Genomic DNA, 19,386 nt, shown 5'->3' with positions numbered 1-19,386 from the left:
ATTGTCAGAGACTAATAAATCAACAAACTCAGGCCGTCTCAAGGCATTGCGTGCTATACCTGTCGTGAATATCTCATTGTTATTTATATGAAATTACTTTTAATGATTCCTTTCATATCAAATCACACCCCGCCCAAATACGCCTTCCTCACCTCCTGATTCCCCAGTAACTCTTCTCCGCTGCCGCTCAGGCGGATCTGCCCGTTAACCATCACGTAGCCGCGGTCAGAAAGCTTCAGCGCGTGGTGCGCGTTCTGCTCTACCAGAAAAATGGTCATCCCGTTGCGGGCCAGTTCGCGCAGCGTCTGAAAGATCTGTTTCACCACAATCGGCGCCAGACCGAGGCTGGGTTCATCCAGCAGCAGGAGTTTAGGGCGGCTCATCAGCGCCCGGGCGATAGCCAGCATCTGCTGTTCCCCGCCGGACATGGTCATCGCGCGCTGTTTACGCCGCTCTTTGAGGCGAGGGAAGAGGTCAAACATGGTGTGCATATCTTCCGTTGCAAACTGGCTGCCAATGGGGATGGTCCCCATCAGCAGGTTCTCCTCCACGGTCATATCGGGAAAAATGCGTCGTCCTTCCGGCGCCTGGGCAATGCCTTCGGAGGCGACATAGTGGGTCGATTTATGGCTAATGTCCTCTCCGCAAAACACGATCTGCCCGCTGCGAATACGCGGCTGGCCGAAGATAGACATCAGTAATGTCGATTTACCCGCGCCGTTAGCGCCTATCAGCGCCACGGTCTCCCCTTTGTTTACTTCAAGGGTTACCTGTTTCAGCGCCTGGATCACGCCGTAAAACACGTCCACCTCGCGAAAGGCCAGCATCGGTTCGCTCATAGATTGACCTCGCTTTCATCGGTGCCCAGATACGCGGCGATCACTTTTTCATCATGCTGGATCTGCTCGGGTTTTCCCCTGGCGATGACGTCTCCATGGTCGAGCACAATGATGTCGTCCGAAATCTCCATCACCATTCCCATATCGTGTTCAATCAACAGTACCGTAATGCCGTGATGGTCGCGCAGAAAACGGATGATGTTGCTCAGCTTGTGCGTTTCAACCGGGTTGAGCCCGGCGGCGGGTTCATCCAGACAGATCATCTCTGGTCCGGTGCACATGGCGCGCGCGATTTCCAGACGCCGCTGCTGGCCGTAGGACATCTCGCCCGCCAGGCGATTGGCACACTCCACAAGATCCACCACCTCAAGCCAGTAGAAGGCCCTGTCCAGGGCGTCGCTCTCTGCCCGTCGGTAAGCGGGGGTATTGAGGATCCCGGCGAGCAAATTACGGTTAACGCGCATATGCTGTGCGACCAGCAGGTTTTCCACGACCGACATCTCGCGGAACAGACGAATGTTCTGGAAGGTGCGTGCCAGCCCGGCGCGGTTAACCAGATGCGTCCCGCCAAACATCTTATAGAAAAGGCGCTGCCCCAACTGTGCAGGGTGAATCCAGTCGTCCGGCTGGAATTTTTGCCCGAGTACCTGAATGACGTTGGTCGTTCTGTTGCGTGCATTAAACAGAATGTTCCCGCCGGACGCTTTATAGAAGCCGGTCAGGCAGTTAAAGACGGTGGTTTTGCCAGCGCCGTTTGGGCCGATAAGGGCGGTAATTGAACCGCGCTCCACGTCGAGATTGACGTCATTAAGCGCCTTGATCCCGCCAAAATGCATCATCAGGTGCTCTACGCTTAAAATCGTTCCATTCATGGCGCCACGCCCTTACGCACGGCAAACCCGCTGCGGTTAATGCGGATCAACCCGCGCGGACGCCAGATCATCATCACTACCATCAGCATGCCAAACAGCAGGACGCGATACTCAGCAAAGCTGCGCAACAGCTCGGGTGTCACGGTGAGCACAAAGGCTGCCAGCACGACTCCGAGCGTAGAGCCCATGCCGCCCAGTACCACGATGGCGAGGATCAGCGCAGATTCAAAAAAGGTGAATGAGGTTGGATTCACAAAACCCTGATAGGTGGCAAAGAACACGCCCGCAATCCCGGCCGTTGACGCGCCCAGCGTAAAGGCCGAAAGCTTAACCAGCACATGGTTGAGGCCCATGGAGCGGCAGGCGATTTCATCTTCCCGCAGGGCTTCCCATGCCCGGCCAATTGGCATTCGTGTCAGGCGATGCTTGATATAAAGCACCAGCAGCACCACCAGAAACAGCACCGCGTAAATAAAGATAAACTTCATATTCGGGTTGTACGTCAGATGGAAAAATTCATGAAATGGCACGCCACCTTCTTTGGCGCGTCGACCAAACTCCAGTCCGAAAAACGTAGGCGGCGGCGCTGACACGCCATTAGGCCCGCCGGTGAAGGTTAGCCAGTTGTTCAGCACCAGACGGATAATTTCCCCGAACCCGAGCGTCACAATCGCCAGGTAGTCGCCGTGCATGCGCAGCACCGGGAAGCCGAGCAGGGCACCGGCAGCCGCAGCCATAATTGCCGCCAGCGGCAGCATGCTCCAGAATCCGAGTCCCAGATATTGATACCCCAACGCCAGCCCGTAAGCACCGATGGCGTAGAAGGCGACATACCCCAGATCCAGCAGTCCGGCCAGACCCACGACGATATTCAGGCCGAGGCCGAGCAGGACGTAAATCAGCCCGAGGATAGCAACCGTCAGCAGGTATTTGGTGGCGACAAACGGGAAGCAGATCGCAAGGGCGATCGCCAGAGGAATAACCCAGCGCAGACGGCTTTTGTATTCCGGCGGGCGAACATATACCCCCGCGCTGTCGGCTTCGAACCGCGCCTGAAAGCGGGCCCCGGCAGCGGTACTTAAAAAAGCGCTCAGCAGAAAACGCCCAACCATCACCGTGCCAACCATCCAGGCCAGGCGCTGTCCGGCAAAGTTAAAGCTATACCCGTCCAGTACCACGCCCGCAATTGGGCCAAAAATAATCAATGCGATCAGCCCGGAAAACATCGCGTCCAGCAGGCAGCGCTTGAGGGAGAAACCGTGTGATGTCATCGTTTTCTCCTTCACACTTTGGCCACGACAGGGCGGCCGAGCAGCCCCTGAGGGCGGAAAATCAGGATCATGACCAGCAGCCCAAACGAGAACACATCTTTGTAGTCCGAGTTCACCATGCCGGAAAACTGAGCTTCGGCCACCCCCAGAATCAGCCCGCCGAGCATCGCGCCGGGCAAAGAGCCGATCCCTCCTAGCACCGCGGCGGTAAAGGCTTTGATACCAATCACAAACCCGACGTAGAAATCAAAGGTGCCGTAATTCATGGTAATGAGCACCCCCGCCAGACCGGCCATTGCCGCGCCGATGACAAATACCAGAGAAATAATCCTGTCGGTATTTATCCCCAGAATGGAGGCCATTTTTCGATCCTGTTGTACCGCACGACACATGCGTCCCAGCCGGGTATGGCTGATAATCCAGGTGAGCAATAGCATCCCGGCGAAGGAGGCGACCAGAATGAATACTTTGGTATAGGTAATCTGCACGAACCCCTCTCCCAGATGCAGACGAATCACGCCGTCCAGCATGGTGGGAACCCCTTGCTGACGCGGCCCCTGGCTCAGTTGCGCGTAATTTTGCAGGATAAGCGACATGCCGATGGCGGAGATCAGCGGTGCCAGACGGGTGGAGTTGCGTAGCGGTTTATAGGCAATGCGCTCGATGGTCCAGCCATACACTCCGGTGACCACGATGGTGAATACCAGCGTGCCGAGGATCAGTAGAGGGAACGACTGCAGGCCGAAGAAGGAGAGCAGCGCCAGGCCAATCGCGCAGAGATAGGCAGAGATCATATACACTTCGCCGTGGGCGAAGTTAATCATGCCGATGATGCCGTACACCATCGTATAACCGATGGCGATGAGACCGTAGACGGAGCCCAGCGTTAAGCCATTAATTAACTGTTGCAGGAAGAATGTACTCATCTTAGCGCGCTCTTTATAACGGCCGCATAAACCGCGCAGCCTGATGTGTTGTTTGCGTCGGCAGGCGGCCCTGCCGACGTTGAGCGTGACTCCGTCCCGTTACGGCACTTCCTTATACTTTCCTTTGTCGTCCCACTGATACACCACGTAGTCAGAGACTTTCAGATCGCCTTTGCTGTCCCAGGCTTTTTTGCCCATCACCGTATCGACGGAATTAGCCTTCAGCCATTCGCTGGCTTTGGCTGAGTCCTTGCCGCCCGTCGCCTTGAATGCCGCGGCGATAGCCTGCACGGAGGCATAGGAGTAGAGGGTGTATCCTTCCGGTTCGAATTTACCGGCGCGGAATTTCTCAATTACCGCTTTACCGTCCGGGATCAGGCGCGGATCTTTACCGAAGGTCATATAGATGCCGTTGGTATATTGGGGGCCTCCCGCCGCGGTCACCATCTCTTCGTTGACAATACAGTCGCCGGAGAAGAATTTTGCCTGCACGCCCTGTTCACGCATCTGGCGAACCAGCGGGCCGGCTTCAGGGTGACAGCCCCCGAAGAAGACGACGTCCGGTTTTTGCGCCCCAATTTTGGTGACCAGGGCGTTAAAGTCTTTTTCACCGCGGGATAACCCTTCGTACATTACGTCCTGCACGCCGCGTTTTGCCAGTGCGGCTTTGGTGGCGTCCGCTAGCCCCTGACCGTAGGTGTCTTTGTCGTGAATGATCACCACCCGTTTGGCTTTCAGCTTGTCGATAATGAAATCGCTGGCGACCTGACCCTGCTGGTCATCGCGGCCGCACATGCGGAACATATCGCTCATGCCGCGCTCGGTAATCTGCGGGTTGGTGGAGCCAGGCGTGATGGCGATGATCCCCGCGTCGCTGTACACCTCAGAGGCGGGCATGGTGGACGAGGAGCAGAAATGACCGACCACCGCGTTGACCTTATCCTGGTCGACTAAACGGTTGGCGACGGCAACGGCCTGCTTGGGCTCGCAGGCATCATCTCCCTGAACCAGCTTAATTTTTTCACCGTTGATCCCGCCTGCGGCGTTAATGTCCTCTGCTGCCTGTGTTGCGCCATGCCAGTACTGATCGCCGTAGGTGGCATTGGGGCCTGTAAATGGCCCGGCCACGCCAATGACAATATCTGCCCGGGCGGAAAATGCCGTCACCAGACAACCGGCCAACACAAGAGAAAGAGGAGTTCTGATTAATTTCAGCGACATTATTGTGTTCCTTAGCAATGAGGTTTTTGCACCACGGTGTAAACCCGAACGCCCGACGGCGCAGCCAATCAAAAACACGAGCGAGAAAAATGATGTTACGAACAAGATACGGTCAGCATCCTGCTTAATACGGCGAGGTTTCCATGCGCAGTGTCGCGTGCTGAAGATTAAGCAAAATCGTTGCCAGAATGGTTAACCTGTTGACGGCGTTGCGACATGTTGAGTATAGAGCGCCGTTGTACGCAGCCTTGCGGGACGCACTGAAATTACAGCGGAGATCACATCTCGTTAACAATAAAGCCCATAAGTTGTGCAAGGGTCACGATTTGCACGTTTTTGCAGCAATAATTCCCGTAACTTCCGCCGGGAAAGGCGTACGATATGTGCTAGGATCCTTTCCTTTTTGATCAGGAGTGTCAGCAATGACTGAAGGCCCATTAAATGAAAGCGAAATGGCGTGGCTGGAAGAGACGTTAATGTCTTACGGTCATGACGATGCGTCCGTGATTGACGTGTCCGAACTGGACGGCATGCTTACGGCAGTGCTTTCCGGCCCCGTGGTTGTCGAGCCAGACACCTGGCTGGTGGCGGTATGGGGCGGCGAGAAATATATCCCGCGCTGGAAAAACGATCGAGAAATGAACCGTTTTATCGATCTCTGCTTTAAGCATATGAACGACATTGCTGAGCGCCTGAGCGAATACCCGGATCAGTTTGAGCCGATGTTTGGTTATAACGACGTGGACGGCCAGAGCTACACCGTTGTGGAAGAGTGGTGTTATGGCTATATGCGCGGCGTGTCGCTGACCGACTGGTCTGCACTGCCAGAAGAGCTGAAAGCGGATCTGGATGTCATCGCGCTTCACGGCTCAGAAGAGAACAGCGAGAAGCTGGACGCGCTGAGCGAAGAGGAGTACATCGCCAGCATTGAGCGTATCCAGCCAGCGGCGCTGCGCTTATACGACTACTGGTCTGCTAACCCACAGCAACCGGAAGCGAAGAAACCGATTGTTAACGGCACAAAGGTCGGGCGTAACGATCCGTGTCCGTGCGGCAGCGGGAAGAAGTTTAAGAGCTGTTGCTTACACTGATAAAAAAGGGGCTGTCGATAGCCCCTTTTTTTTACCCCACTTCCGGCAGCATTCCCGCCGCAATTAAAAATTGCACCAGAATAATGACGACCCCGCAGGCAAACACAATGCACAGCAGCGGCTTTCCACCTGCCACCCGGTACCCTTGCCGGGCATGCTGTTGGCGGCTCTTCCACGCCAGCAGAGAAGGGAGCAGCAGGGCAAGGATGGATAGAGCCACCCCCGCATACCCCAGCGCCATGACAAACCCGCGCGGGTAGAAGAGGGCAAAGGCCAGCGGAGGCAGGAAGGTGATCGCCCCTGTCTGTAAGCGGCCGGTGACGGAATTGCGACGCTGGAACAGATCTGCCAGATAATCAAACAGACCGAGCGCCACGCCCAGGAAGGAGGTGGCCAGCGCCAGATCGGCAAACAGATGCACCGCCAGCTCAACGTGTGGAGAAGTTACCACTTCACGCAGCGCCAGCAAGAAACCATTCAGACCGGCGTGTTCCGCCATCAAGCCAATAAAGGTGGAAGAGTCGATACTGCCCAGCGTCACCAGCTGCCAGAAAATGTAGGCAATCAGCGGGATGGCGCTACCGATAACAAACACGCGGCGAAGCTTGCGAATATCACCGTTCATGTAGCTGACAATGCTTGGCACACTGCCGTGGAAGCCAAATGAGGTAAAAATGACCGGGATCGCGGAAAGCGCCAGGCCTTTTTCCAGCGGCAGCGTCAGCAGGTTAACCTTATGAACATGCGGTGCCAGCAGAACCAGCATCACAATCAGAAAAAGAATTTTGGCGCTGAATAAAAAACGGTTAAACAGATCGACCAGCGAGGTGCCCACACAGACCACGCCGCCGCCGATGAGCGTAAAGAAGATGGCCCCCGTCGCTGGCGTAATGTCAGCACCGAACCCGTCGTTGACGCTGGAAGCGATCAATTCCCCGGCACCGCTGATATATGCAGCGGTCAGGGCGTACATCAGAAACATCATGCTAAAGCCTGTCACCCACTGTCCGTAACGGCCCAGATAGCGTGCCGCAAGCGAACCCAGCCCGGTATCGGCGGGGACGTGCTGATAAACCTCAAGCAGCAACAGCGCGGTGTAACACATTAATGCCCAGAGCGTACCCAGCAGCAGTAATGTCATGCCAAATCCGACGCCCGCGGCGGCCAGCGGCATCGCCAGCATTCCTGCGCCAATCGTCGTTCCGGCGACGATAAAAATACTTCCCAGGGTTCTGTTTTTCACGCTTTCCTCTACAACGCTTCACGATCGCGACAAAATCTGCGGCGCAGAGTAAGGGAAAAGCCGTATTTCGTCAAATCACCGTTACAAGAAGTGTAACTTTAACTTTACGATTTTAGCCGGGCGAGGCTCTTCAGGTAACTCTCTGATCCTTCGGAGGTGTAAGGCTACTTCATAAGGACAATAGGATCGCGTGAAAATCAGGCGTAATTTAAACAAAAATTGCAAAACATAAAATAAAATGAGGGTCTGATGGCGGGGGAAAATCCATTCACAGCGGCCTGGAGCCGGGGAGGCAATTTGCTATGTCACGGCCACTGGATCATCAGCTGGCAGAATACGGCGCTGACGTTGCCGGAATCCCGACGTGAAAAGGATATGGGCACATGGGCGATTTATTCGATTATCGATCCTGAGGATGAGACCTTTGCACAGGGGTTAAAAGAGGATGAGTGGATAATCGAAAACGTGGACTGGCTGACGGATTTATTCTTCGACGCCGGGATCCCGCTTGAGGCGGCAAACTACCGGTACTTTTTCCAGGCCGTAAATCCGTATGACTGGCGCTGCACCAGTTGCGCAGGTTGCATGTAAAAAAATACGGCGCTGAAAGTCAGCGCCGTATCGATATTAATTCTGGGTATCAAGCGTAGAGAGTTCTTTATCAATAAAGTAAAGACCTTCACCGGTTTTACCGGCCAGCGATAATTTATCCAGAACCGATTTAAACAGTTTCTCTTCTTCGTGTTGTTCGGCCACATACCACTGCAGGAAATTAAAGGTTGGATAATCCTGGCTGGTCATTGCCGCATGCACCAGTTCGTTAATTTTCTGGGTGATCAGCTGCTCGTGCTCGTAGGTAGCGCGGAAGAGTTCATCAAGTGAGCCATACTCCGCAAACGGTGATGCCACGTTATCAATGCGCGGCAGGCTGCCGGTATCTGTCAGATAATCAAAGAGACGCTGCATGTGGGTCATCTCTTCCTGAGCGTGACGACGCAGGAACGCGGCGGCACCTTCAAAGCTGTGATAGCTGCACCAGGCACTCATCTGCTGGTAGAGCAGGGAGGAAAAAAGCTCAAGATTCATTTGTGCATTGAGCTTGTCGATCATTTCAGTTTTCAGCATGGTGACGCTCCGGTTTATTATTTCTGGTTCACAATGAGCGACACTATAATTTGTTATTTAATTATATGCAAAACGTAAAATAAATATTTGTTTATTTAAAAATACGAATGGGAATAAAACGCATTGGCGATATTTATATTTATAAATGAGAATTATTTATTTTAACGAGCTGCCAGCCAAAACTGGCAGCACAGATTAATACCACGGATTACTGGTGGCTGGTTTAACAGCATAACCCATGCATTTGTACTGAATAGTCACGCTCTCGTTCAGACACAGTGAGCCGCTAATCAGGGTGCAGGTTTTAATGGGCTGCCCATAGGAGGAGGCGGTGGCATATCCCATGCCCTGGCACGCTTTGGTTGCGGTGCCGTTATTCACATATTCATCAGACCAGGCGTTTTGTAGGGCGGCCTGACCATAGTCGAGGCGGACTATGCCATTTGGCGCATCCAGACTGCTCACCTGTGCCTGGCGGTTGATGCTACATCCCGCGAGCAGCAGGACCGTGCCGACAACGAAGACTCTTTTCATGGTTCGCTCTGAGTGGAGGGAAATACGTTATCGTACCGCTCGCTGTCCGCCGCAATGCCCTGAATAGCCGGACAATCTGCCCTTTCTCTTTGCAACGGGCCGGGCTCAGACCTGTCATCAACAAAAATGTGAGTCCTCTTTGGTTTTTTAAAACAATCTTTCATTTAATTTGAAAGTGCGTTTGTGTGATAGTAGGGTGAAGATGAAAAGGTATCCATGATGGGCTCGCCCGCAACGCATTCAGGAGAGAGACAATGAAAATCGCACTGATGATGGAAAACAGCCAGGCCGCAAAAAATCCAGTGATTCTGAAAGAGTTAAAAACGGTCGCCGATGAAAAAGGGTTCCCGGTGTATAACGTTGGCATGAGCGATGAGAACGACCATCATCTGACCTATATCCATCTGGGGATCATGGCGAGCATTTTGCTCAATGCGAAGGCCGTTGATTTTGTGGTGACTGGGTGTGGAACGGGCCAGGGGGCGTTGATGTCGCTGAACATCCACCCGGGCGTGATCTGCGGTTACTGTATCGACCCTGCAGATGCGTTTCTCTTCGCCCAGATTAACAACGGTAACGCGCTTGCCCTGCCGTTTGCCAAAGGCTTCGGCTGGGGTGCAGAGCTGAACGTTCGCTTTATCTTCGAAAAAGCGTTCACCGGCCGCAAGGGAGAAGGTTATCCGCCAGAGCGCAAAGAGCCTCAGGTACGTAATGCGGGGATCCTGAATCAGGTGAAAGCGGCTGTGGTCAAAGAGAACTATCTGGACACGCTGCGGGCAATCGATCCTGAGCTGGTAAAAACCGCCGTTTCCGGCCAGCGCTTCCAGCAGTGCTTCTTTGAAAACTGTCAGGACAAAGAGATCGAGGCTTTCGTGCGCGAGATTGTCGGCTAACACGCGTAGTTGAATACAGAAAAAATTGTGATGTGAGTCACAAAAATATTGATTTTTGTGATAGTGGTCATATTATAGGCACATTGACGATAAAGTTGTATAACAAGTTAATGGAGCATCACAATGAAACTGCGCAAAATCCTCAAAAGCATGTGGGCTAACTACTGCAACACCTTCAAAGACGTGCCGCCTGGCGCGATGTTCTGATAAAAAAACCTGCTTCGGCAGGTTTTTTTATGCCTGCAACCACCAGAAGGGAGATGAAAGGGGGCGTGTTTTGTTACTATGGCGGCCTTTGAATAAGGAGAAACCCCATGTCTCAAAACCTGAGCGCCGATCAGGAACTGGTATCTGATGTTGTCGCATGCCAGCTGGTCATCAAACAGATCCTTGATGTCTTAGATGTTATCGCGCCGGTGGAAGTGCGTGAGAAGATGTCTACCCAGCTGAAAAACATCGATTTTTCCAGCCATCCCGCTGCGGCTGACCCGGTTACGCTTCGGGCGATCCAGAAAGCCATCGCGCTGATTGAGCTGAGATTCACGCCGCAGAGTGAATCTCACTGATAGCGCGCAACGTGAGAAGGGCGACAGTGCCTGTCGCCCGAAAGCGTTTAAAAGAAAGTCTGTACCAGCAGATAACTCGCCGCGCACGCACAGCTCACGCCAATTATCCCCGGCAGAATAAAGCTGTGGTTGATAATAAATTTGCCGATACGAGTTGTCCCTGAACGGTCAAACCCGATGCAGGCCAAATCGCTTGGGTAGGTAGGCAGAACAAAATAGCCATACGACGCCGGGAAGAAAGCGATCAGCATTTTCGGATCGATACCCAGCATTAACCCCATCGGCGCCACGGCCGTCAGCGCTGCCGCCTGGCTGTTCACCAGTTTAGAGACCAGGAAAAGCACGATGGCGTAGGTCCACGGATGGCTTTTCACGACCCCTTCCAGCGCCAGTTTTAGCTCGTCGAGATGCGCCTGGAAAAAGGTATCACTCATCCACGCGACGCCGAACACCGAGAAAATCGCCACCATTCCGGCTTTAAAGACCGCGCCGTTAGAAATGGTCGCTGCATTGACCTTGCAGGTGACCAGCATCACCGCACCCGCAATGAGCATCATCATCTGAATGACAAGGTTCATCGACAGCGCCGTCATTTTGCCTTTCACATCAAATGCCGGACGCAGTTCAGGCAATGCCCCGAGCAGTACCACCACCGCGATCCCGGCGAAGAAAATCCACGTTGACCAGTAGGCCTGTTTCGGAAAACGTTGATTCATCAACGTCTCGGTTCCGCCGTAGATAAACTCGCGCTGTTTTGGATCTTTCAGCTTTTCCTGGAATTCCATGTCATCAGCTAAATCTTTCCCGCGGCGTAAACTCCACAGGGCGGCAATGGTCACACCGAACAGCGAGGCGGGAACTGACACGGCGAGAATTTCAAGGATCCCCCACGCGTGTCCAATGCCATGCTGGGCGGCCAGAATGGAAATCAGCGACACCACGGCAACGGAGACCGGGGAGGCGGTGATCGCCATTTGCGATGCCACCGACGCCACGGCCATCGGACGTTCCGGGCGGATCCCTTTTTTCAGGGCGATATCGGCAATAATCGGGAACATGGTGTACACCACATGGCCGGTACCGCAGAGAAAGGTCAGCATCCAGGTGGTAAAGGGGGCGAGGAGGGTGATGTGCTGAGGATGCTTGCGCAGCAGGCGCTCGGCAAATTGCATCATCACATTCAGCCCGCCTGCCGTCTGCAGGGTGGCCGCACACCCGATCACAGCGAGGATGGTCAGCATCACATCAACCGGCGGTTTACCGGGCTGCAGACCAAAGATAAACGTCAAAATAAACAGACCGATACCGCTTATCAGCCCCAGTCCCATCCCGCCAAAACGCGTGCCTGTCAGCAGGCACAGGAGGATGACAATAAACTCAATGGTGATCATGATGCTCCCTCGTCATTAATTATGTAATTAAATAAATCATTACATGTTGTATGGATAATCATTGAGAGCGAGATCTGATTTGTTAAATCTTTTAAAAAGCAGGAGGTTGGCTGTGAAAAAGAGGCCCACTCCCGAACGGGAGCAGGCGAAAAGCTTAGTGGTGCTGTACTGTTACCAGATCGAGCAGGTGACGGTCGGTCTGTTCCGGGCATAACCCGGACTGTTGCGCGTTGCGGAGCTCATCCGCCAGTGCTTTAAGCAAAATGCCGTCCTGCTGCTGCTCTTTGTCCATATCGCGCAGGAACTGCAGTGTTGCGCTGTCATGCTGTGCTCTGGCTTCATCCGCCAGTTTATTCAGCGTGGCGCAGCGTTGCTCATACTCTTCAAGTGTTTTCCTGAATAACTCCTCCAGCGAGGAGTAGTGCCCATTAATTGCATTCGGGGCTTTGACGATAGGATTTGCCCCTGCGCCTTTCATAAAGTTAAAGACGCGCATCATATGGGTGACGTTACTTTGTGCCTGGGTACGAAAAAAAGTGGCGGTACCGTTGAGACGGTTCTCAGAACACCACTCGCTCAAATGGAGGTGCAGATTCGACGCATAGAACTCCAGGTTCATCTGCGCATTGAGTTTTTGCATCATCGTTTGGGTAGTCATACCAATATCCTTATAGACTGTTAGTGTGATGTCCGTAACAAAACCTGAACGGGCAGGTTAAGACGAGTAAGTGGCAGAAAAGCATTTCTGCAGTGACAAAAGTCGACCGAATAATCACTTCCTGTGTTCGATATAAATAAGCATACCCCTGCTCGGTGTTTAAGAAAACTCTTAATTGGTGCGTTTTACCATACATTACAAAATTTAATATAGTACAAAAATAACAACATGTTGTTATAAAATAAGATTTATCTAATGCCTTGAAATTAATAGTTTTTACCTATTTTAATATCGATATTTACCCACTGGGAATAGTGAGTTGGAATAATGCTCTGAGAAATAGTTAATTCAGGATTAACTATTTCAAATATATGATGCGCCGACTAAATTGCGCTAAATCAATTTTCGCAGAATAACGCCATAAAATATATTTTGCGGCAACGCCAGTGCTACACAGTTCCCGATGATGGTAACGCCGTACCGCGATCGCGCCCGGAGCGCGGGGGTTTGGGTATCAGGGATTTCTTAGCTGATCTTATGGATAATTCTGCTTATCTCGGTTTCATTTGTCCGACAAATACTGCCGTTTTTATGTCATTTTTCGCTGAATTTATGTACGCAATTACTGTAATTCTGCGGTGTGATGGCGCTCTCTTATGGATGATTAATTTCCCGCTAAAACTATCATCAGCACTAACGCTTATGACGAGGTAAGCGCTAATGCCTTGTTTTAAGTCCGATTAAATAAGAAGTACGCAAATATTCCCTACAGAAAAGAACGCTAATGCTGGAGTTTACCATGCACAAATTTACTAAAGCGCTGGCGGCCATCGGTCTGGCTGCCGTTATGTCACAATCCGCTATCGCTGAGAATTTAAAACTCGGTTTTTTGGTAAAACAGCCGGAAGAACCCTGGTTCCAGACCGAATGGAAATTCGCCGATAAGGCCGGGAAAGATTTAGGATTTGAAGTCATTAAAATCGCCGTGCCTGACGGTGAAAAAACGCTGAACGCTATCGACAGCCTGGCGGCCAGCGGGGCGAAAGGGTTCGTTATCTGTACGCCGGATCCCAAACTGGGCTCTGCAATTGCAGCCAAAGCGCGCGGTTACGACATGAAGGTCATTGCGGTTGACGATCAGTTCGTCAACGCCAAGGGCAAACCGATGGACAGCGTGCCGCTGGTGATGATGGCGGCCACCAAAATTGGCGAACGTCAGGGCCAGGAACTCTATAAAGAGATGCAGAAACGCGGCTGGGATGTGAAAGATACCGCCGTGATGGCCATCACCGCCGACGAGCTGGATACCGCCCGCCGTCGTACCACCGGGTCAATGGACGCGCTGAAAGCGGCCGGCTTCCCGGAAAAACAGATCTATAAAGTGCCGACAAAATCCAACGACATTCCGGGGGCCTTCGACGCCGCCAACTCCATGCTGGTTCAACATCCAGAGGTGAAACACTGGCTGGTGGTCGGCATGAACGATAACACCGTCCTGGGCGGCGTACGCGCAACGGAAGGTCAGGGCTTCAAAGCGCCTGATGTGATCGGTATCGGCATCAACGGCGTTGACGCGGTGAGTGAGCTCTCTAAAGCGCAGGCGACGGGTTTCTACGGCTCACTGCTGCCAAGCCCGGACGTACACGGCTATAAATCCAGCGAAATGCTCTACAACTGGGTTACCAAAGGGGTGGAACCGCCGAAGTTTACTGAAGTGACCGACGTGGTGCTGATCACCCGCGACAACTTCAAAGAGGAGCTGGCGAAAAAAGGACTGGGCGGTAAGTAATACGCGGTGATTGTGCCCCTCGCGAACCGCGAGGGGCCAGACGTACACACTACAGGAATCACGGAGACGTTATGCGACAGTCTGATCCGTATCTCTCTTTTCGCGGTATCGGGAAAACCTTCCCCGGTGTTAACGCGCTGACCGATATCAGCTTCGACTGCTATGCCGGTCAGGTTCACGCCCTGATGGGCGAAAACGGCGCCGGAAAATCCACGCTGTTGAAAATCCTCAGCGGCAACTATATGCCAACCACCGGCACGCTGGCCATTCGCGGCGAAGAGGTGGCGTTTGCTGATACCACCGCTGCGCTCAACGCCGGGGTGGCCATCATCTATCAGGAACTGCATTTGATCCCTGAGATGACGGTGGCGGAAAACATCTATTTAGGCCAGCTCCCGCACAAAAGCGGCGTGGTAAACCGGTCGCTACTTAATTACGAAGCGGGGCTGCAGCTGAAACATCTGGGTCTGGATGTCGATCCCCAGACACCACTGAAGTATCTCTCCATCGGCCAGTGGCAGATGGTAGAAATTGCCAAGGCGCTGGCGCGTAACGCCAAGATCATTGCCTTCGACGAACCGACAAGCTCGCTTTCCGCGCGTGAAATCGAAAACCTGTTCCGGGTGATCCGCGAGCTGCGTAAAGAAGGCCGCATTATTTTGTATGTTTCGCACCGTATGGAAGAGATTTTTGCCTTAAGCGATGCCATCACCGTCTTTAAAGATGGCCGGTACGTGCGCACCTTTACCGATATGGAGCAGGTCAATCATGACCAGCTCGTTCAGGCGATGGTTGGCCGCGAGCTGGGAGATATCTATCACTGGCAGCCACGCGAATACGGCCCTGAGCGCCTGAAGCTGGAAAACGTTAAAGCGCCGGGCGTGCGAACGCCGATCTCGCTCTCGGTGCGCAGCGGGGAGATTGTCGGGCTGTTTGGTCTGGTGGGCGCAGGGCGTAGCGAGTTAATGAAAGGCCTGTTTGGCGGTACGCGCATCACCGAAGGGCAGGTATCCATTGACGGGCAGCGGGTCGATATCCAGAAGCCCGCACATGCCATCCAGGCCGGAATGATGCTCTGCCCGGAAGACCGCAAAGCGGAGGGCATTATTCCGGTGCACTCGGTACGTGACAACATCAATATTTCCGCGCGGCGGAAGTTTATTCGCGCCGGTTGCCTGATCAACGACGGCTGGGAGGAGAGCAACGCCGATCACCATATCCGTTCGCTGAACATCAAAACCCCGGGCCCGGAACAGCTGATCATGAATCTCTCCGGCGGCAACCAGCAGAAGGCGATTTTAGGCCGCTGGCTGTCGGAGGATATGAAGGTCATTTTGCTGGATGAGCCAACGCGCGGCATCGATGTGGGGGCGAAACACGAAATTTATAACGTGATCTATGAGCTGGCAAAACGCGGTGTGGCGGTGTTGTTCGCCTCCAGCGATCTGCCTGAGGTACTCGGCGTGGCCGACCGCATTGTTGTGATGCGTGAGGGCGAAATCGCCGGTGAATTGCTTCATGAACAGGCGAATGAACAACAGGCGTTGAGTCTCGCCATGCCGAAAGTTAGCCAGGCTGTCGCCTGAGTAAGGAGTTAATGATGTCCTCTGTTACTACATCCGGAGCGCCGAAATCGAAATCGGCCTTCAGTTTTGGCCGCATCTGGGATCAGTACGGCATGCTGGTGGTCTTTGCCGCACTCTTTGTCGCCTGCGCGATCTTTGTGCCCAACTTTGCCACCTTCATTAATATGAAAGGGCTGGGGCTGGCCATTTCCATGTCCGGTATGGTGGCCTGCGGGATGCTGTTCTGTCTGGCCTCGGGCGATTTCGACCTGTCAGTGGCCTCCGTCATTGCCTGTGCTGGCGTCACCACGGCGGTGGTAATCAACATGACCGAAAGCCTGTGGATTGGCGTGCTGGCGGGTCTGCTGCTGGGCGTTATCAGCGGTCTGGTTAACGGGTTTGTGATTGCCCGCCTGAAGATTAACGCCCTGATCACCACGCTTGCGACCATGCAGATTGTGCGCGGTCTGGCCTATATCATCTCCGACGGTAAAGCGGTGGGGATTGAAGACGAGCGCTTCTTCACCCTGGGCTATGCGAACTGGCTGGGGTTGCCTGCGCCAATCTGGCTGACGGTGGCCTGTCTGATCCTGTTCGGCTTCCTGCTTAACCGCACCACGTTTGGCCGAAATACCCTGGCGATCGGCGGTAATGAGGAAGCGGCGCGGCTGGCGGGTGTACCGGTGGTGCGCACCAAGATCATTATCTTTGTGCTCTCCGGTCTGGTCTCGGCGGCAGCGGGGATTATTCTGGCATCGCGCATGACCAGCGGCCAGCCTATGACCTCCATCGGGTACGAGCTGATCGTCATTTCAGCCTGCGTGTTGGGCGGGGTTTCGCTGAAGGGCGGCATCGGAAAAATCTCATATGTGGTGGCCGGTATCCTCATTTTGGGGACGGTAGAGAACGCCATGAACCTGCTGAATATTTCGCCGTTCTCCCAGTATGTGGTTCGTGGCCTGATCCTGCTCGCAGCCGTGATTTTCGACCGTTACAAGCAAAAAGCGAAGCGTACCGTGTAACTTTCTTCCTGCCTTTTAATTGCTCAACTAATAACCTTAGTTGACGCCTGAACCGCCCCGCCAGTTCCGCTGGCGGGGCGGTTGTCAAATGGCGAGCGACGTCACACTGTCTATACTTACATGGCTATGAAAGAGGTAAAGGCGTTTACCTCTCGTAAACCGTAAGGAGGACCAGGGTGGCTGACTTGTTAACCGCACCGCCTGTACTGCCCGGACATTATGCTTTCTTTTTCGATCTCGACGGCACGCTCGCCGGGATAAAACCGCACCCCGACCAGGTGGTTATCCCGGAGGCGGTATTACAGGATTTGCATCAGCTCTCGCAAATGAATGAGGGAGCACTGGCATTGATATCAGGGCGCTCAATGGCCGAGCTGGATTTGCTCGCCAGTCCTTACCACTTTCCGCTGGCCGGTGTACACGGAGCGGAGCGCCGCGACATCCATGATCACAAGCACATCGTTTCACTCCCCGATGCATTAATCGAAAAGCTGCAGGCGCAGCTCGCTGCTGCACTGGCTGAACTGCCGGGCACGGAGCTGGAAGCCAAAGGGATGGCCTTTGCCTTGCACTATCGCCAGGCACCGCAGCATGAAGAGGCCGTGCTTGCGCTCGCCGCCAGGGTCGCGCAGGCGCATCCTGAGCTGGCGCTGCAGCCGGGTAAATGCGTCGTGGAGCTTAAACCGAAAGGGATCAATAAAGGGGCTGCGATCGCCGCGTTTATGGCAACGCCGCCTTTCCAGGGCCGGACGCCCGTTTTTCTTGGGGATGACCTGACCGATGAGGCCGGGTTTCGTGTAGTGAATCAGGCCGGAGGGATCTCCGTGAAGGTTGGGCCTGGTGACACTGAAGCCGAATGGCGTCTGGCAAATGTGGCCAGCGTCTGGCAGTGGATATCTGACATCGCTAACCAGCAACAACAACAAATAGCGCAAAACAAAGGGGGAAACCATTATGGGTCGCTTAGTCGTCGTCTCTAACCGTATCGCACCGCCTGACGATAAAAAAGCCAGTGCAGGTGGGCTGGCGGTGGGGGTATTAGGTGCCTTAAAAGCTGCTGGCGGGCTGTGGTTTGGCTGGAGTGGTGACATCAGTGAGGAAGAAAAACCACTTAAAAAGGTGACGCGCGGCAACATCACCTGGGCGTCATTCGCCCTGAAAGAGAAAGATTATGACGAGTACTACTCCCAGTTCTCGAATGCCGTGCTGTGGCCCGCGTTCCACTACCGTCTGGACCTGGTCAAATTTCAGCGAGAATCGTTTGAAGGCTACAGCCGCGTCAATGCGCTACTGGCGGATAAACTGCTGCCTTTAATCGAGGAAGACGATATTTTATGGATCCACGATTATCATCTGCTTCCCTTCGCCCGTGAGCTGCGAAAACGCGGAGTCAACAACCGCATCGGCTTCTTCCTCCATATTCCGTTCCCGACACCGGAAATTTTTACCGCGCTGCCGCCGCATGAAGAACTGCTGGAAGCGCTGTGTGATTACGATTTGCTGGGCTTCCAGACTGAGAATGACCGCATTGCGTTCCTGGATTCGGTATCGGGCAAAACACGCCTGATGACGAAAGGGGGCAAAACGCATACGGCCTGGGGTAAAACGTTCCACACCGAAGTCTATCCGATTGGGATAGAGCCGGATGAGATTGCTGAGCAGGCGTCTGGTCCGTTGCCGCCGAAGCTGGCGCAGCTTAAAAACGAGCTGAAACACGTGAAGAATATCTTCTCGGTGGAGCGTCTCGACTACTCCAAAGGGCTGCCGGAGCGCTTCCTGGCGTATGAAACGCTGCTGGATAAATATCCGCAGCACCACGGTAAAATCCGCTATACGCAGATTGCACCTACGTCACGTGGGGAAGTGCAGGCCTATCAGGATATTCGTCATCAGCTGGAGACGGAAGCAGGGCGCATCAACGGCCGCTACGGTCAGCTGGGCTGGACGCCGCTGTTTTATCTGAACCAACACTTTGACCGTAAGATCCTGATGAAGGTGTTCCGCTATGCTGACGTCGGCCTCGTAACACCGCTGCGCGACGGGATGAACCTGGTGGCAAAGGAGTATGTGGCGGCGCAAGATCCGGCCGATCCGGGGGTGCTGGTGCTTTCTCAGTTTGCGGGAGCCGCGAACGAACTTACTTCAGCGCTCATCGTGAACCCTTACGACCGGGATGATGTGGCGAACGCGCTCAACCGTGCTCTGACGATGCCGCTGACGGAGCGTATTTCCCGTCATGCGGAAATGATGGATACGATCCGCGAGAACGATATTAATCACTGGCAGGCACGTTTTATTCGCGATTTGCGTAATATTGAGCCGCAAAGCCATGAAGGCGTTCTGCAAAAAAAGATCGCGACTTTCCCTAAACTGGCGTGAT

The 19,386-nt window shown here is 53.7% G+C and carries 20 protein-coding genes; 10 read left to right on the top strand and 10 right to left on the bottom strand.

Annotation, left to right across the window (positions count from 1 at the left end; genetic code table 11):
• Positions 1–122 precede the first annotated feature (122 nt).
• The 5 genes from APU11_RS21260 to APU11_RS21240 all read right to left on the bottom strand — a co-directional run bounded on the left by APU11_RS21260 (position 123) and on the right by APU11_RS21240 (position 5,129).
• The gene (locus tag APU11_RS21260) at positions 123–839 is read right to left on the bottom strand and encodes an ABC transporter ATP-binding protein (RefSeq protein WP_013096030.1); all 717 of its coding nucleotides are present in this window, start codon (positions 837–839) and stop codon (positions 123–125) included.
• Complete coding sequence (locus APU11_RS21255) at positions 836–1,711, bottom strand: ATP-binding cassette domain-containing protein (RefSeq protein WP_058650818.1); 876 nt, start codon at positions 1,709–1,711, stop codon at positions 836–838. Before APU11_RS21255 ends, APU11_RS21260 begins: the two co-directional genes overlap by 4 nt.
• The gene (gene livM / locus APU11_RS21250) at positions 1,708–2,982 is read right to left on the bottom strand and encodes a high-affinity branched-chain amino acid ABC transporter permease LivM (RefSeq protein ID WP_014832446.1); all 1,275 of its coding nucleotides are present in this window, start codon (positions 2,980–2,982) and stop codon (positions 1,708–1,710) included. Before livM ends, APU11_RS21255 begins: the two co-directional genes overlap by 4 nt.
• Before the next feature lie 11 nt (positions 2,983–2,993).
• Positions 2,994–3,908 (bottom strand): branched-chain amino acid ABC transporter permease, encoded by a 915-nt coding sequence (locus APU11_RS21245; RefSeq protein ID WP_020687620.1) that lies wholly within the window; start codon positions 3,906–3,908, stop codon positions 2,994–2,996.
• 99 nt (positions 3,909–4,007) lie between these two features.
• Positions 4,008–5,129 carry a branched-chain amino acid ABC transporter substrate-binding protein gene (locus APU11_RS21240; RefSeq protein ID WP_029882586.1) on the bottom strand — a complete coding sequence of 374 codons (1,122 nt, stop codon included), beginning with the start codon at positions 5,127–5,129 and terminating at the stop codon, positions 4,008–4,010.
• 422 nt (positions 5,130–5,551) lie between these two features.
• On the opposite strand from APU11_RS21240, the gene APU11_RS21235 reads away from it, so the two are divergent.
• Positions 5,552–6,220, top strand: coding sequence for a YecA family protein (locus APU11_RS21235; protein ID WP_013096035.1), 669 nt, complete (start codon positions 5,552–5,554; stop codon positions 6,218–6,220).
• A 31-nt stretch (positions 6,221–6,251) separates the two neighbouring features.
• Here the strand turns inward: APU11_RS21235 and tyrP are convergent, their stop codons facing one another.
• The gene (gene tyrP, locus APU11_RS21230; protein ID WP_029882588.1) at positions 6,252–7,463 is read right to left on the bottom strand and encodes a tyrosine transporter TyrP; all 1,212 of its coding nucleotides are present in this window, start codon (positions 7,461–7,463) and stop codon (positions 6,252–6,254) included.
• 249 nt (positions 7,464–7,712) lie between these two features.
• Between tyrP and APU11_RS21225 the strand changes: the two genes are divergently transcribed.
• Positions 7,713–8,054, top strand: a complete 342-nt coding sequence (locus APU11_RS21225; protein ID WP_058650817.1) for a hypothetical protein — start codon at positions 7,713–7,715, stop codon at positions 8,052–8,054.
• Positions 8,055–8,090: 36 nt separating this feature from the next.
• On the opposite strand, the gene ftnA is transcribed toward APU11_RS21225, so the two are convergent.
• Both ftnA and yecR read right to left on the bottom strand, forming a co-directional pair.
• Complete coding sequence (gene ftnA / locus APU11_RS21220) at positions 8,091–8,588, bottom strand: non-heme ferritin (RefSeq protein ID WP_013096038.1); 498 nt, start codon at positions 8,586–8,588, stop codon at positions 8,091–8,093.
• A 195-nt stretch (positions 8,589–8,783) separates the two neighbouring features.
• Positions 8,784–9,122, bottom strand: a complete 339-nt coding sequence (gene yecR / locus APU11_RS21215) for a YecR family lipoprotein (RefSeq protein ID WP_013096039.1) — start codon at positions 9,120–9,122, stop codon at positions 8,784–8,786.
• Positions 9,123–9,376: 254 nt separating this feature from the next.
• Here yecR and APU11_RS21210 point away from each other — a divergent pair, with 254 nt between their 5' ends.
• From APU11_RS21210 to APU11_RS21205, 3 genes are all read left to right on the top strand, one after another.
• Positions 9,377–10,015 (top strand): RpiB/LacA/LacB family sugar-phosphate isomerase, encoded by a 639-nt coding sequence (locus tag APU11_RS21210; protein ID WP_013096040.1) that lies wholly within the window; start codon positions 9,377–9,379, stop codon positions 10,013–10,015.
• Positions 10,016–10,138: 123 nt separating this feature from the next.
• Positions 10,139–10,222, top strand: a complete 84-nt coding sequence (azuC, locus tag APU11_RS28205; protein WP_014832437.1) for a stress response protein AzuC — start codon at positions 10,139–10,141, stop codon at positions 10,220–10,222.
• A gap of 107 nt (positions 10,223–10,329) precedes the next feature.
• Positions 10,330–10,581 carry a DUF2766 family protein gene (locus tag APU11_RS21205; RefSeq protein WP_023620128.1) on the top strand — a complete coding sequence of 84 codons (252 nt, stop codon included), beginning with the start codon at positions 10,330–10,332 and terminating at the stop codon, positions 10,579–10,581.
• Positions 10,582–10,628: 47 nt separating this feature from the next.
• Here APU11_RS21205 and APU11_RS21200 read toward each other — a convergent pair whose 3' ends face one another.
• Complete coding sequence (locus APU11_RS21200) at positions 10,629–11,972, bottom strand: anaerobic C4-dicarboxylate transporter (protein WP_058650816.1); 1,344 nt, start codon at positions 11,970–11,972, stop codon at positions 10,629–10,631.
• Positions 11,973–12,126: 154 nt separating this feature from the next.
• Entirely contained in the window at positions 12,127–12,630 is a 504-nt protein-coding gene (locus APU11_RS21195) for a non-heme ferritin-like protein (protein ID WP_058650815.1), read from the bottom strand.
• A 799-nt stretch (positions 12,631–13,429) separates the two neighbouring features.
• Between APU11_RS21195 and araF the strand changes: the two genes are divergently transcribed.
• The 5 genes from araF (at position 13,430) to otsA (ending at position 19,385) form a co-directional block, all read left to right on the top strand.
• The gene (araF, locus tag APU11_RS21190; RefSeq protein ID WP_028027935.1) at positions 13,430–14,419 is read left to right on the top strand and encodes an arabinose ABC transporter substrate-binding protein AraF; all 990 of its coding nucleotides are present in this window, start codon (positions 13,430–13,432) and stop codon (positions 14,417–14,419) included.
• Positions 14,420–14,490: 71 nt separating this feature from the next.
• Positions 14,491–16,005, top strand: coding sequence for an L-arabinose ABC transporter ATP-binding protein AraG (gene araG, locus APU11_RS21185; RefSeq protein WP_058650814.1), 1,515 nt, complete (start codon positions 14,491–14,493; stop codon positions 16,003–16,005).
• 14 nt (positions 16,006–16,019) lie between these two features.
• Positions 16,020–17,006, top strand: a complete 987-nt coding sequence (gene araH / locus APU11_RS21180) for an L-arabinose ABC transporter permease AraH (RefSeq protein ID WP_013096046.1) — start codon at positions 16,020–16,022, stop codon at positions 17,004–17,006.
• 176 nt (positions 17,007–17,182) lie between these two features.
• Positions 17,183–17,986 carry a trehalose-phosphatase gene (gene otsB / locus APU11_RS21175; protein WP_058650813.1) on the top strand — a complete coding sequence of 268 codons (804 nt, stop codon included), beginning with the start codon at positions 17,183–17,185 and terminating at the stop codon, positions 17,984–17,986.
• Positions 17,961–19,385, top strand: coding sequence for an alpha,alpha-trehalose-phosphate synthase (gene otsA / locus APU11_RS21170; protein ID WP_013096048.1), 1,425 nt, complete (start codon positions 17,961–17,963; stop codon positions 19,383–19,385). Before otsB ends, otsA begins: the two co-directional genes overlap by 26 nt.
• The last annotated feature ends 1 nt before the right edge of the window (position 19,386 follow it).

Origin of the sequence: Enterobacter sp. 50793107 (assembly GCF_001463365.1) — a bacterium.
GTDB classification, from domain to species: domain Bacteria; phylum Pseudomonadota; class Gammaproteobacteria; order Enterobacterales; family Enterobacteriaceae; genus Enterobacter; species Enterobacter cloacae.
This window is presented reverse-complemented; position numbering and strand designations above follow the sequence as displayed.